This is a genomic window from Halonotius sp. GCM10025705, assembly GCF_042662885.1.
Classification (GTDB): Archaea; Halobacteriota; Halobacteria; order Halobacteriales; family Haloferacaceae; genus Halonotius; species Halonotius aquaticus.
Window position 1 is genome coordinate 1,430,963 of record NZ_JBHSZD010000001.1, and the last position, 13,380, is coordinate 1,444,342.

Genomic DNA, 13,380 nt, shown 5'->3' on the forward strand with positions numbered 1-13,380 from the left:
GGCGTTACTCGGTCAGCTGGATGATGTTGCCGTTCCGGCTGAGATGCATGTCGCGGCCGACCTCGTAGCCGAAGGCGTTGGCCGTGTTGACGTAGCCTGACAGCCCTTTCAGATCTTGGTGGGCCGGAATCAGTTGCTGTGGCTGGAGTGCCTCAAGCATCTGGTAGTGACCCTCTTGGCTCAGGTGGCCCGAAACGTGGATGTCGTCGTAGATGCGCGCGCCCTGCATTTTGAGGAGGCGCTCGGACTGATACCGGTTGCCCTCGTTTGTCGGCTCGGGGATGATGCCGGCCGAGAAGATCACCTTGTCGCCGGTGTCGAAGTCGTAGTTGGTCTCGCCGCGGCCCATCCGGGTGAGCAGCGCGCGCGGCTCGCCCTGGTGGCCCGTCACGATCGGCAGGAAGTTCTCCTTGCCGTCCTCCATGATCCGTTCGAGGCTCTGGTCGATCGCGCGCCGGTGGCCATACATCTCGATGTTGTCCGGCAGGGCGACATCGAGATTGGTCGCGGTGCCGGTGTATTTCTCCATCGAACGACCCAGCAGGATCGGCTCGCGGCCGATCTCTTGGGCGAACTCAAGCAGACTCGACACGCGGGCGATGTGGCTGGCGAACGTCGTCGCCACCATCCCGCCGTCGTAATCTTCGAGGCTCAACATTGTGTCGTGGAGCTCTTTGCGGGCGACCGACTCCGAGGGCGTGCGGCCCTTCTGGTTGGCGTTCGTACAGTCCTCGATGTAACAGAGGACGCCGTCGCCCTCGCGGCCGATCTCGCGGAACCGTTTCATGTCGATCGGGTCGCCGAGCACGGGGTCGTGATCGAGGCGTTTGTCCAGCCCGTAGACGATCGCGCCCTCCGGCGTGTGAAGCACCGGGTTGATGGCGTCGATCGTAGAGTGAGTAACGTTGACGAACTCCATCTGCACCTGGTCGCTGATCCGCATCTGCTCGCCGGAGTTCATCACCTGCAGGTCGATGTCGACATCGAACTTGTCCTCGTCGGCGATCTGGTCGCGGACGAGCTCGATGGTAAACGGCGTGGCGACGACCGGCGCGTCGTAGCGGTGGGCGAGTTTCGGGATCGCGCCGATGTGGTCGAGGTGGCCGTGGGTGGGGACGATGGCCGTGACCTCGCCGTCGAGTTCGCTCATGATCCGGTCGTCAGGGATCGCGCCCATATCGATCAGATCGAGACTGTGCATCGTCTCGGTCTGGACGTTGTCGTGAATCAGTACCTGCGAGAGGTTGAGGCCCATATCGAAGACGACGATCTCGTCGTCCATCCGCACGGCCGTCATCTGTCGTCCAACCTCTTCGTAGCCGCCAACGGTTGCAATTTCGATTTCCATAGGTAGTCCAAACAAGAGCCGTTCCGCCGGTGGCGCGGGCGACGCCCGGCCGTGTCAAACCAGCGGAACCGTCCGCACCGCAGGGAGCGACAGCCGAAGCGAACGCACCGACGCACGGGGAACAGCGCGTTGGTTATCCGAATAGCTGGGCCCGAGATATAAATAGCCGATGACTTGTCGTCGACAACGAGCCCTGCGGCGACAATGACGGATGGCTCCTCCTGAAAACAGTGAAACAGCGGGATCTATCTCGAAGCTGGGAGATCAGGCTGTGCAAGATATAGAGGTTCCATCTTGCACGGCACCCGATAGCAATATCAGTGGACTGTTTGGTTGGTCAAGAAGTCTGCAAAGGGTAATTCGCCTGTGCCATACTAACCAACAGATTTGGAAATAATGGCCAATTTGTTGGTTAGCTAGGTAGCCACCACTTATCCCCAATTCTCACTCAGAAACCATCTCCATCCTATGCCAACTTCGCGGACTCACTCCCCTACTGGATCCCCGCTACGGTTCCGGTCACACCACTGCCGAACGAAGGCAATGGACGACTTGGAGCCATGCTGCCCAGCAATTGGCACCTGCACCGCGAAAATATCCGCCCTGCGGTCGTGATCCCACCGAGCCACTGATTGTAGACCGACAACGCTTCGACAATCGTGATCCACTGCTGTGGGTGCAGGTCGGCCAAAAGGCGGTGTTGGTCCGGCGATGCAAAATGAGACTCTTGGCGGGATCGTTATTTCATCGAGTGTGTTCGACCGAACCACCCGCCAGCTGGATACTGATTTTGCTCATTCCGACGGAAACTAACGGATCCGTTCGTCTTGTTGTCAGACCGAATCGTACCAAACACAGAAATTATCAAATCTAGGCTCAATCATCGTTTAATTAAATTTCTGACTAAGATACAAACATTCAAAGACCGAAAAATGTGAATGGTTTTCCTTTTGAATTGGTGTATGCTGCGCTTGCTCTGGTAGCCTTCTTCATACGTCTAAACCCCCAAAGAATGATTGGAACTCCAGCAACTGCACCGTAGACAGTCGCTGAGGCTGCTATTCCAATAATTATGATAAATATTCCTCGTTTCCGCATATTCCTGCGGGCACTATACCCACAGTGTGGGCATCTCACGGTTCTTTCTTCTATAGCTTCCTCGCAGTTTCCACATGAAACTGGTTCGTTTGAATCTATTGACTCTTCGCTCTGTGTAGCAGTCACTTCTTGATCATCATCAATTGGTTGTCTAACCCCACATCCAGGACAGATTTCTGCTTTGGGGTTAATTTTGTCACCACACTCATAACAGTATACAACATCACTTTCTTGATTTGCTGACATACGAGGCCCCACGAAATTCGATAATATATACATTTTGATTCTCGGAATGAAAAGAATAAATATAATTTTCACTTCCTGATTTGGTTCAAAATTTATGTACCATAGAATAAATCGCACTAAGAATACAAATAATCACATCTCAATAATAATTTTATACATGTATAAAACCAACCGAGCAAAATATCACTGAGTGAATTTTATCTTTATTTATTCGCAAAAATTAGTAAAGGAGATATTTTAATATGTCTGGTTTTTTCAATTGGACTATGGCCACAGAGGCAAACGATTCGCCGCACCTACTGGTTAAAAATGAAGCCGAATCTTCGCAAACCATTGTTACTGGGTGCCAATCGAATGGGACTGTTCTGTTCGATCAAAGTAATCAGATTTCGCCTGGAGATAAAACGGAGTTCACCAATCTGCCAGAAGACGAATTTGAAATTGCGGTTAACATCGAAGATGGGCCCAGGTCTGCCAAGCAATACGAAAACGATGAGAACATAGATGAAATCACTGTCATCGTCACTGAATCCGAGATTACGTTCCAACCAGAGAATAATTCCTTATCAGCCTTTGATACCTCTGCAACTAGTGAGGAGGACTCAACGGAATCAGGGAGCCAAACAAATGATGAATCCCTGGGTTCAGATGAGGTATACTGCCGGAATTGCGGCGGAATAATATCTAAGTATACTGAGATATGTACCGAGTGTGGTGTGCAAAATGCAGTGTACGAACCAGCCCCAAATACTGCTACAGAAACAGAAAAGGATTCTCAGGGGGCCACTACCCCTGAAATTGAATCTGATACAGCACCATCCAAGTCATCAAAAGATACTGAGTCTGCGGATACTAATCCAGAAGCAACAAAACGAACGTGGTCTGTTCTCCTTGTAGGAATTGGTTTGACGGCGATAACAACTGCTGTTCCAATTGTTGGAGGAGTGTTTCTACCATTCGGAAATATCCTACCGCTCGTCGGTGTACTCAATATCTGTGGCATATTGTTGATATTATTGGGTGTTTATCGCATATATAAATATTAGTATGACAAATTATAGTTTTATAAACAGCACACTTCTATATTTATGATTCGTGGAGTAGTCAACCAGTATCGGTAATTTCGTCTCTCAACACAGTAGTTCATTTCTACCTGCTTAAACACTACCGAGCGTGTAACCTTACGCACTCTTTGTCCCAAGCTACAGATTGTATACCGACAACGCTTCGACAATCGTGATCCACTCCTGTGGATGAAACTCAGGCATACGAGTCCAATGGGCGTGGTATCACACAACAGGGCTCGGCTTCAGTGGGTGGACAGTATGTGGTACCAGTATCGCTATTCTGATTATTGGATCAAAAAGTAAGCACTGATCCTGATCAAAATTTTGTGTGCTAACAAACAAAGGTGGGGAATTCGATCAAATTTTGGTTAGTCAGTAGGCAACCTCTCGTTCGTCATGCTCTGAGAGGGGCGATGTGCATCCCACCTAGTCCCCGGCAACTTACTCTCCAACTGGCTCGCCACTAAGGGGTGAAACACCTTATGTCATGAAAGACTCCGCGACATATCATCACTTACTCGATAGATCGTAGAGTGACCAATACAGAGGATCCATGCAGCAGGTAATATTATTAACAACATATCTATTCTATACCACTATGCAGAGATTTCATCACCGACGAAGATTCTTGAGACGATTCAGCGTGGTCAGTCTCATCGCTGCGGGCGGTTGTTTAGGTGGTAATGAAGTCAGAGAGGGCGAACCATGGCCGGAGGCAGCTCGGAATACGCTCACAGAATCGGAACTACAACTGATTAGAGATGCCGGATTGCCTCCGGAAGAAATCGAATCAGAGACTGACGCCATTCGTGTTGGTTTAATTGTTGGATGGGCTCACCAACTCGAAGAACTTGAAACAAGTAGGTTAGATCCAGTTGAATCCTTCTTAGAGACAGCCATAGAAACCGAGCAAACCCTTCAAGAGGTGGAAACTACTCTTGAACAGGTTGATGAGTTAATTAGGACGATGAAAAACCGACAAATCGGTCCTGTCTCGGCGTGGGAAATCGCAACGGGATTGTTTTCTTCAGCGCAGGCCTTCGATGAAGCGGTCAAGACATCACTGCACGAGGTAAGAGACTGGCGCACTCTTATCTCAAGCGTCACAGAAACGCTTGAGGATAGCTTACGACTGATTCGGAACCAACTCCAAGCGCAAACTCTGCAGGGCGACCAACTTGATCAACTCGCTACCAATATTGCGAAGGCACTAGAAAATCTCGATGAGTTAGAATCAAGAAGCAACAATCTACAGGAAGATCTCTCTTCATTTGCAGAGATATCTGAGACTATTGCGAATAATTCGGGCGAATTTAGATCAAATGAGGTTGATCTAACCGATGAGGTTGAGACGGTATACGGCACAGCGAATGATGTGTTCACTGAAGCAGCCTCAGAGCTGCAAGCGTTTAACGAAGAACTCCGAAACGCCCGATCAGTGCTTGAAGAGCTTGAATCAGGAGCTAGCGACATCCAACAAGACACGCTAAATGAGATGCGTGGAAGACACAGCATTGGATAAGTCCGCCGTTGTATAGCTATGAGACCACCTTTCAACTGTGGGAACACCGTTTACAGTCCCCTCACAAATGGAGGTGAGGTACTGTATTCGCGCACTCCATCTTGCAATACCTATCCTAATAGAAATCCGACAAGCCTGTTTCGCTATCTTCGGTAAGAGCCTTCCACGAAAACCGCCTTCCCGCCTGTAAGACGGGGTCAGGCGATACCAAACCAGTGTCAACGTGCGTTGACTGTTCAACCCGCCTGCCCGGAAAGGTGGCGGATTCCGCCTGCCCGGAAGAGGTCAGACGGTATCTGTATTGTATGAGAAACCTCTAATAAAACTACTTGTGAAAGTCTTAGAGAAAATAATTTGATCACTGATCACTGGCGGAGTGTATCTCTGGCAGCGCAGAACCGTCGTAAACTAAGCCAATTAATAGTTCCCCTACGGATTTATACCGTTCAATTATTCGTTCAATCCGCATATCTGCTTTACAGGGAATTCAGCAGCAATCGGCTGCAAGATACGCGCGTTCCATCTTGCACGCCAATTAGTCACAATATCGTTTATCTGACCGTTGTTTTGCTCAGCAGGCAAGAGCCTCAAGAAGATGTGAGCGCGATTCAGACGCGTTTGCTATCGACGTTTCCGCCCTCGGCTCAGGTGACATAAGCAGCTTGGTAGACAAGCGCATAGTCTCATCCCTGTGAACGGTTAGGGTACTAGTATGGGAACAGAACAGCCACAATCCGAAGCCGATCCCGAATCTGCGGCGACGACGATCCACGTACAGTGCGGCTGTGGCAGGTGGCTCGACGCAGATACACAACACAAACGGGTGAGCTGTGAGTGCGGGAGGGTGCTGGCAGTTACTGAAACCGATGAAGGGGAGACAGTAGCCCCGATACTGGTTGAGTAGCCACCTATCGGTTTCAGAGTTTTATCGCGCAAACTGGTGGCTCGACTGCTGATTCTCCACCCCCGCTTGTGAATCGATGCCAGTCTGTGGGGTGTGCGGTTGTATGAGGCCTGACAAGCAGGATTGACGATTTGCTGGGAGCTGTGTGTCGGTACTGTATCCGTGTTGACATCGCCAGCAGTCCACCGACGAAGAGCAGCCGCTATCGAAGTTTCCTGAAAGGCCACGGTGGAACGGTGGCCAGTGATCCAGACGGTGTGATGACTATGATACGTCCCGCGTAGACAGTATGGGGTGTCCGTGTCGCGGAACATGTAGTAATATCCCTCGGACAGGAATATTGTGTTGCGTGGTGTGACAGGCACGTTATACGCGGTCTCGACACCCAGACAAAGTGAACGCCACTAAGATTCGGATCGGACACAACCACAGCAACAGACATCGACGCCATGTCATGATCGCCAAAGCTACATACGCCGTTGCCCGGAATGGTTAGCTATGACACGCAGAGATGACGCCGATCGGCGGGTGGGGCCGCCGTGACGCTGCAGCTGCCCAGCGAGATCGTCGTCGAGCGGTTTCTGCCGACCGCCCGCGCGATGTTGGCGAGGGAACTCGCCGCCGAGGGGTGCTCCCAGCAGACGATCGCCGACAAACTCGGCCTCTCACAGGCTGCCGTCAGCAAGTATCTCAGCGGCGAGCAGTCCGGTGACCCGCGATTCGCCGACAACGCCGAGATGCAGGCGACCATCGAGTATATCGCCAGCGGCTTCGCCGACGGCAGCGTCGATGAGTACGAGGCCCTCGCCGAACTGCTCGAACTGATCGAATCCTTCGAGGATCGTGGCCCGATCTGTGCGGTGCACGAAGCAGAGATGCCATCCCTCCAAGGACTCGGCTGTGACCTCTGTGTGCGCGGTCAGGATCCCCGCGTTGAGACCGAACGGGAGGTGTTGCGAAACGTCCGGGGCGCGGTGCGAACGTTTGCCAACACGGCGGCGGTCGTCGACCACATCCCAAACGTCGGTACCAACATCGCCATGGCGATGCCCGACGCTGAGGGAACAACGGATGTGGCGGCCGTGCCAGGACGAATTCACGCCATGGGTGGGCAGGCGAACGTCCCAGCCGACCCGGAGTTCGGTGCCTCGGAACACGTTGCGACCGCTGTGTTGGCGATGGGCACCGTCGCCCCCGAGCGACGGGGCGCGCTCAACCTCAAGACGAGCGACGCGCTGTTGGATGCCCTCACCGCGGCCGGACTGTCAACAGCCGAATTTGAGGCCGGCTACGAGGATCGATATGAACGGCTCACCGATCTACTGGCGTCGACTGAGCCGACCCCCGAGGTACTCTACCACGAGGGGGCCTTCGGGATCGAACCGATCACCTACGTCTTCGGCGACGATGCGACCGACGCGGTGGCGACGCTGCGTGCGGCGGTGACAGCGACCGCCGACTCATCTGGGTGAGCGGAGTCTTTATTTTCGCGGCCGTGGCTAGTACTCGCATGGACAGTGAGCCCGCCGATCCAGACGATCCGTCCGACGAACCACTGACCGAACTCGTCAACTACCTCACGCCGCGGCGGGACAACGAGATGATCGCCACCTATCAGAACACCACCGCGATTGCCTGTCCCGTCTGTGAGGAGCCCTTCGATTACCTCATCGCCTCAAAAGGCCCCGAGAGCAGTCTATCGTTGGATGAGGTGATGGATCTCTGTGTCTCCGTCAGCGACGACGATCGGGCGTTCCTCTTTACCCACGAGTAGTCAGCCGACCAGGGCGTCGTCGACAAGGCGTTCGAACCGATCGACAAACCGACTCGGCAGCGACGGCGAGACGGTGCGAGCAAGGTCGGCGAGTCGCTCCGGGCGACGCGGGGTGACACGAACCTCGCCGTCGACGGTCTCGGTTTCGATCAGATCGGCGTCCGCCAGATTCGAAAGATGCCACGAGAGCGTGCTGCGGGCGATACCGATCTCGTCGGTGAGTGCCGGGGCGGATTGCGTGCCGGTTTCCAGCAGTGTCAGGAGAATATCGCGGGCTGTCTCCCGGCGCAGCAATGCGAGGGCGCGTTGCTCCCAGGGCTCGTAGCCGGCAGGATAGTAGTGGGTGCGTCCCACAAGTGACTGGGAGTCGATCGCGTCATCATTCATCAGCCGGCGGAGGTGATACTGTGTCTGTCCGGTTGCGATGTCGAGGGCCCGGCCGATCTCGTTGAAGTGGACGCCGGGATGCTCGGTGACGTGGGTTTTGATCTGCTCCCGCGTGGTTGTCATGGGTGTGTTCGCCTCACAACACTGTAGTTGGTACGACTACAAGTATACCAGATAGCTTCCCACTGAGTGAGAACAGCGATCGCCACCAACATTTCATCATCCAGCCACAACCGATTTGAAGACAGCAACGGTAAACGACCCTAATGGGTTGGATACCGGTGGGTGTGCCGCCTGCATCGACCCCGTCGCTGGCGTCGCCACCGCTGTTGCATGCTGGTAGTGGCGAGCAGGTTCTCTCGTGGGTCTTGCTCACCGCCGCAGGGGTGACGACCGTGCTGTTCGGGCTGAGTCTGATCGTCGCATACCGCCGTCGGAGCCGCCGGTATCTGCTCATCAGTGCAGTACTGGCGGCGTTGCTCTCCCGGTCGGTCGCCGGGCTGTTGACCCTTCGCGGACTGTTGTCACCCGGCAGCCACCACTTTCTCGAACACGGGCTTGACGCCCTGATCGCCATCCTGCTGTTGGCAGCAGTCTACGATAGCACGACAACAACGAGCGCGGAGCGGCGACCAAACACCTAACAGGGGAGCCACGAACCACCGGGTATGGACGACCGGGCGATGGTTCGACAGGCACTTGCTGCCGACACCCGCGAGACGTTCGACCGGCGGGTAGACGAGCAGGCGGCGGCGCTCCGGGCGGCGATCCACGATGGCGACTTCGATGGCGAGGGGTTCGCAGTCGGGCTTGAGGTGGAATGCTACGCCGTCGATGATGACGGAAAGCTAACAACGGTGCCCGAAACGCTGTTTGCGGCTTCGGGTCGCACCGGGGAGATCGGCCGGCACAACATCGAACTCAACAGCACACCACAGCCATTCAACCCTGCGGGACTCACCGCACAAGCCACCGAGTTGCGGACAGCTATCGACGACATTCGCGACGAGGCGGCCGCTGGCGACGCCGACCATCAAATTATACTCGATGGGATGTGGACGATCCCACCGATCGAAGGGAGTCAAGCGTATCTTGGCGCGGTCAGCGAAGACGACGGGCTGGTTATTGCTGAGAATATGCAGCCAAAGCCACGGTACCAGGCGATCGATAACGCACTCGTCGAGCAGGCTGGCGGTACAATCCCGCTGTCCGTCCCCGGCACCGACGCGTCATTTCCAACAATCCTCGTCGAGTCGCTGACGACCTCGATCCAGCCGCATCTTCAGATCCCCGCGGCAGCAGCGTTTCCAGAATATTTCAACGCCGCCATCCGGACGCTCGGGCCGGTGGTGGCGCTGGCAACCAACTCGCCGTTTCTCCCAGCCGATCTGTACACCGCGGTCGACGACCCCGAGGAACTGATCGAAGCCACACCACACGAGCTCCGGGTGCCGGTCTTCGAGGGAACGGTCAACAGTGCCGGCTATCAGAAGGCCGGCTGTCCAGCCGATATTGACACACCGACCGACATCATCGATCGCGTTGTCGACGACTGGACATGTGGGCCGTTTCTCCACGAATGGGAGCATGCGACCCGTGATGACCCCTACTGGGAGTTTCAACACAAATACGGCACCTACTGGCGGTGGGTGCGTGGGATCGTTGGCGACGACGCCAGCACGCAGACCGACGAGAGTCCGGCCAGCGAGGGAACGCTTCGGATCGAATACCGCCCGCTGCCAACACAACCGACCGTCGAGGACACCCTCGCGCTGCACTGGCTGGTCGTCGGCCTGTTGCGCGGGCTTGTTGCCGCCGAGCACCCGCTGACGGCGTTGCAGTGGGACGCGGCAGAAACCAGCTTCTACGATGCGGTTGACAATGGGCTCGATGCCGAGTTACACTGGGTGACCGCCGACGGCGAGAAAACGACCGACCACGATGTGATCTACAGTGAGGTATTCACACTCGCCGAGCGTGGGCTTCGCGAACAGGGGCTCAGCGATACCGAGGCCGCCGACCGCATCGCACCGATCCGGGCTCGCTGGGAGCAACAGATGACACCGAGCCAGTGGAAAAAAACACAGGTGGCGGACGCACTATCAGACGGCGCGTCGCTGGCCGCGGCGATTACCGAAATGCAGACGACGTACAACCGGCTGTCTCACCAACACGACTCGTTTGCAACGTGGTGAGGACAACGAGTAGCTGCATCGTGACGGCGGCCCGTCTGCAGCAACGGTCGCCAACCGAACTTACTTGGCGGATAACACGATAGCATACCGCGAATGCGTTCAGTCGCGTCGGACTCCGGCGAGAGCACCATTACCACGGCGGATGAGCAGCCGGCCGACCGACACGCCGAAGCCGACAGCGCGATCTCGTGGGAAACGACGGCCGGCAACTGGAATCGTCTCCGATCAGTCGGGATCGGGGGACTACTCGGGCTCGGTGGCGTCGGATGTCTGCTGATTGGCCGATCGCTGCCAGCTCTCGTTGGCGAAATATCGGTTGATGTCGTGTTGACCCTTGGGGTGGTGCTGTTCGTGTTGACGCCGTTTATCATTCACGCGCGGGACTGGGCTGCTGAGGAAGTCGATTCCGATACCCATCAACTGCGTCAACAGTTGGAGTGGTCGTCGATTCGGCTTGGCTGGGTCGGATGTGGTGCTGCCATCGGTGGCGGAGTCCTGTGGGTTTTCACCGGTGTACAGGAACGACTCTACGCGATACAGCTGACGGTGGTGTTTGCATCGCTGCTCGTCCAGAACAACTGGGGGATGACCACGACAGTCGATCCGGAAGCTGGCGTTATCGAACGGGAGCAACCGAACCGAACGAAGCGTCGTTCACTCGACAACACGGTGAAGATTCGGAGGGGTGAGCTGTTCGGTCGAAGCCTGTTTGTCTTCGCAAACCGCGGAAAACAGTGGTACAAAGGCCCACATCTGCTTGCCGTGCCCGCGGCGGTCGCTCCGGAAGTTGCACCGCGGCTCCGAAGGATGGCTGCGGAGAGCGGCACCCCGATCGGATCGATCGCAGCGAGCGGCTCATTATCGGTGGGGTTGGCGCGTCGATGTTGTTGATGGGCCCACTGCTGTACATCCTGCTTGGGGAGGGCGCGCTTCTGGCGATCGCTGTCGGCCCCTCTGCGATCGTCGCACACTTCGCACTCATGCACGCCCACCGCGCCTGATCGACCCAGCAAACACAACGACCGACTCAGTCGTTGTCGACGAGTCCGGGGTTCGTCACTGCACCCTTCGCGGCTGAGCCGAAGTCGCGAGCGTACTTGCCGAGGACGCCGCTGGTGTAGGCTGGATCGCGTGGTTCCCACGCCTCGCGGCGGGCGTCGAGTTCCTCCTCAGAGCGGTCGACCGACAGCTCCCGTTCGGGGATATCGACGGTGACGGTGTCACCCTCTTCGAGCAGCGCGATGGGGCCGCCGTCGGCGGCTTCGGGCGCGACGTGGCCGATCATCGGGCCGCGAGTCGCACCCGAGAAACGACCATCGGTCAGCAGGGCCACGTCGTCCTCGTGGCCCGCGCCGACGACCGCGGCGGTGACGCCGAGCATCTCCCGCATGCCGGGGCCGCCGCTCGGCCCTTCGTTGCGGATGACGATCACGTCGCCAGATTCGATGTGACCCTCTTGGACGTAAGCCATCGCGTCCTCCTCGTTTTCAAAGACGCGAGCGGGGCCCTCGTGGTGGAACTTGTCGTCGCCGGTCACCTTGAGGACGCCGCCGTCCGGCGCGAGATTGCCGGTGAGGATCTTGATCGCGCCCTCCTCGGAGTAGGGGTCGTCGACGGTGTAGAGATAGTCGGCGTCGATAGAGTCGTCGTCGGGAATTCGTCCTTCCTCTTCGAGATGGGCGAGTTCCTCGGCGATCGTGCGACCGGTGACGGTCATCGCGTCGCCGTGGATCAGATCGGCTTCAAGTAGGCGACGAAGGACGACCGGGACGCCGCCGATCTCGAAGAGGTCGTTCATGACGCGCTCGCCGCCGGGCTGGAGGTTGGCGATCTTTGGTGTGCGCCGAGAGATCTCGTCGAACTCCGTGATATCGAGGTCGATGCCAGCCTCGGCGGCCATCGCCAGGATGTGCAGCACCGCGTTCGTCGAGCCGCCGGTGGCGACCTGCAGGGCGATGGCGTTCTCGAAGCTCTTCTTCGAGAGGATGTCGGAGGGACGGCGGTCGTTCTCGATGGCGTCGACGGCGATCTCGCCGGCGCGTTCGGCGATCTCGTAGCGTTTCTCGTGTTCGGCGGGGGCCGCGGCCGAGCCGAGCGGGGCGAGGCCCAAGGCTTCGGAAACCGAGGCCATCGTGTTGGCGGTAAACATCCCGCCACAGGAGCCCGCACCGGGACAGGCGTGGCGTTCCATCTCGTCGAGTTCGTCTTCCTCCATCTCGCCTTGGGCGACCGCGCCGACGCCCTCAAAGACGTTCTGGATGGTGATCTCCCGACCGTCGTGCTCGCCGGGCATGATCGACCCGCCGTAGAGGAAGACACTCGGGAGGTCGGTTCGGATCGAGGCCATCATCATCCCCGGCATGTTCTTGTCGCAACCGCCGATAGTGACGAGGCCGTCCATGCGCTCGCCGAAGGAGACGAGTTCGACGCTGTCGGCGATCATTTCCCGGGAGATGAGTGAGGCCTTCATCCCCTCAGTCCCCATCGAGACGGCATCAGAGATCGTGATCGTCCCGAACTCGATCGGCATGCCGTCGCCGTCGTCGACACCCTCGTAGGCTGCGTCGGCGACATCATCGAGATGGACGTTACAGGGCGTGATGTCGGCGGCCGGGTTGGCGATGCCGACCATCGGCGAGGAGAGATCCGCGTCGTCGTACCCCATCGCGCGGAACATCGCCCGTGAGGGAGCCTGATCGACGCCCTCGGTGACTTCGCTGCTCCGCAACTCCGGGTCTTTCCCCGACTCTGCTTTGGGTTCCTGTTTGCTCATACGCTCTCGTAGCCCCCGGATGTGTTAAAACTGCTCGCATGCGGTGTGGTGTCGAACCGTGAGGGC

The 13,380-nt window shown here is 56.9% G+C and carries 12 protein-coding genes; 8 read left to right on the forward strand and 4 right to left on the reverse strand.

Translation table 11 applies throughout. From position 1 onward, the window contains the following. Positions 1 to 4: 4 nt before the first annotated feature. Together ACFQJB_RS08025 and ACFQJB_RS08030 are read right to left on the reverse strand one after the other, a co-directional pair. Entirely contained in the window at positions 5 to 1,348 is a 1,344-nt protein-coding gene (locus ACFQJB_RS08025; protein WP_379725971.1) for an RNase J family beta-CASP ribonuclease, read from the reverse strand. A gap of 918 nt (positions 1,349 to 2,266) precedes the next feature. Then, positions 2,267 to 2,692 (reverse strand): DUF5362 family protein, encoded by a 426-nt coding sequence (locus tag ACFQJB_RS08030; protein ID WP_379725974.1) that lies wholly within the window; start codon positions 2,690 to 2,692, stop codon positions 2,267 to 2,269. Between the two features lie 266 nt (positions 2,693 to 2,958). Here ACFQJB_RS08030 and ACFQJB_RS08035 point away from each other — a divergent pair, with 266 nt between their 5' ends. From ACFQJB_RS08035 to ACFQJB_RS08055, 5 genes are all read left to right on the forward strand, one after another. Further along, positions 2,959 to 3,738 carry a hypothetical protein gene (locus ACFQJB_RS08035; protein ID WP_379725977.1) on the forward strand — a complete coding sequence of 260 codons (780 nt, stop codon included), beginning with the start codon at positions 2,959 to 2,961 and terminating at the stop codon, positions 3,736 to 3,738. A gap of 664 nt (positions 3,739 to 4,402) precedes the next feature. Next, a complete protein-coding gene (locus ACFQJB_RS08040) occupies positions 4,403 to 5,281 on the forward strand; it encodes a hypothetical protein (RefSeq protein WP_379725980.1) in 879 nt (292 codons plus the stop codon). Between the two features lie 712 nt (positions 5,282 to 5,993). Then, entirely contained in the window at positions 5,994 to 6,185 is a 192-nt protein-coding gene (locus tag ACFQJB_RS08045; protein WP_120102266.1) for a DUF1922 domain-containing protein, read from the forward strand. A gap of 539 nt (positions 6,186 to 6,724) precedes the next feature. Continuing rightward, positions 6,725 to 7,657: a thiamine-phosphate synthase family protein gene (locus ACFQJB_RS08050; protein WP_379725983.1), complete on the forward strand. Its 933-nt coding sequence runs from the start codon at positions 6,725 to 6,727 to the stop codon at positions 7,655 to 7,657. A 38-nt stretch (positions 7,658 to 7,695) separates the two neighbouring features. Continuing rightward, the gene (locus ACFQJB_RS08055; RefSeq protein ID WP_120102261.1) at positions 7,696 to 7,959 is read left to right on the forward strand and encodes a DUF7385 family protein; all 264 of its coding nucleotides are present in this window, start codon (positions 7,696 to 7,698) and stop codon (positions 7,957 to 7,959) included. Here the strand turns inward: ACFQJB_RS08055 and ACFQJB_RS08060 are convergent, their stop codons facing one another. Beyond that, entirely contained in the window at positions 7,960 to 8,469 is a 510-nt protein-coding gene (locus ACFQJB_RS08060; protein WP_379725986.1) for a winged helix-turn-helix transcriptional regulator, read from the reverse strand. It lies immediately after the preceding gene. A gap of 143 nt (positions 8,470 to 8,612) precedes the next feature. Here ACFQJB_RS08060 and ACFQJB_RS08065 point away from each other — a divergent pair, with 143 nt between their 5' ends. The 3 genes from ACFQJB_RS08065 (at position 8,613) to ACFQJB_RS08075 (ending at position 11,432) form a co-directional block, all read left to right on the forward strand. Continuing rightward, the gene (locus ACFQJB_RS08065) at positions 8,613 to 8,990 is read left to right on the forward strand and encodes a DUF7471 family protein (RefSeq protein ID WP_379725989.1); all 378 of its coding nucleotides are present in this window, start codon (positions 8,613 to 8,615) and stop codon (positions 8,988 to 8,990) included. A gap of 24 nt (positions 8,991 to 9,014) precedes the next feature. Continuing rightward, positions 9,015 to 10,541, forward strand: a complete 1,527-nt coding sequence (locus tag ACFQJB_RS08070) for a hypothetical protein (protein ID WP_379725992.1) — start codon at positions 9,015 to 9,017, stop codon at positions 10,539 to 10,541. 93 nt (positions 10,542 to 10,634) lie between these two features. Beyond that, complete coding sequence (locus ACFQJB_RS08075; protein WP_379725995.1) at positions 10,635 to 11,432, forward strand: hypothetical protein; 798 nt, start codon at positions 10,635 to 10,637, stop codon at positions 11,430 to 11,432. Between the two features lie 136 nt (positions 11,433 to 11,568). On the opposite strand, the gene ilvD is transcribed toward ACFQJB_RS08075, so the two are convergent. Then, positions 11,569 to 13,314: a dihydroxy-acid dehydratase gene (gene ilvD, locus ACFQJB_RS08080; protein ID WP_379725998.1), complete on the reverse strand. Its 1,746-nt coding sequence runs from the start codon at positions 13,312 to 13,314 to the stop codon at positions 11,569 to 11,571. Between the last annotated feature and the right edge of the window lie 66 nt (positions 13,315 to 13,380).

Bases quoted from the DNA above. Each gene is read 5' to 3' on its own strand.
- ACFQJB_RS08035 (WP_379725977.1), top strand. From the start codon at position 2,959: ATGGCCACAGAGGCAAACGATTCGCCGCACCTACTGGTTAAAAATGAA.
- ACFQJB_RS08055 (WP_120102261.1), top strand. From the start codon at position 7,696: ATGGACAGTGAGCCCGCCGATCCAGACGATCCGTCCGACGAACCACTG.
- ilvD (WP_379725998.1), bottom strand. From the start codon at position 13,314: ATGAGCAAACAGGAACCCAAAGCAGAGTCGGGGAAAGACCCGGAGTTG.
- ACFQJB_RS08030 (WP_379725974.1), bottom strand. From the start codon at position 2,692: ATGTCAGCAAATCAAGAAAGTGATGTTGTATACTGTTATGAGTGTGGT.
- ACFQJB_RS08070 (WP_379725992.1), top strand. From the start codon at position 9,015: ATGGACGACCGGGCGATGGTTCGACAGGCACTTGCTGCCGACACCCGC.
- ACFQJB_RS08060 (WP_379725986.1), bottom strand. From the start codon at position 8,469: ATGACAACCACGCGGGAGCAGATCAAAACCCACGTCACCGAGCATCCC.
- ACFQJB_RS08045 (WP_120102266.1), top strand. From the start codon at position 5,994: ATGGGAACAGAACAGCCACAATCCGAAGCCGATCCCGAATCTGCGGCG.
- ACFQJB_RS08075 (WP_379725995.1), top strand. From the start codon at position 10,635: ATGCGTTCAGTCGCGTCGGACTCCGGCGAGAGCACCATTACCACGGCG.
- ACFQJB_RS08025 (WP_379725971.1), bottom strand. From the start codon at position 1,348: ATGGAAATCGAAATTGCAACCGTTGGCGGCTACGAAGAGGTTGGACGA.
- ACFQJB_RS08065 (WP_379725989.1), top strand. From the start codon at position 8,613: ATGGGTTGGATACCGGTGGGTGTGCCGCCTGCATCGACCCCGTCGCTG.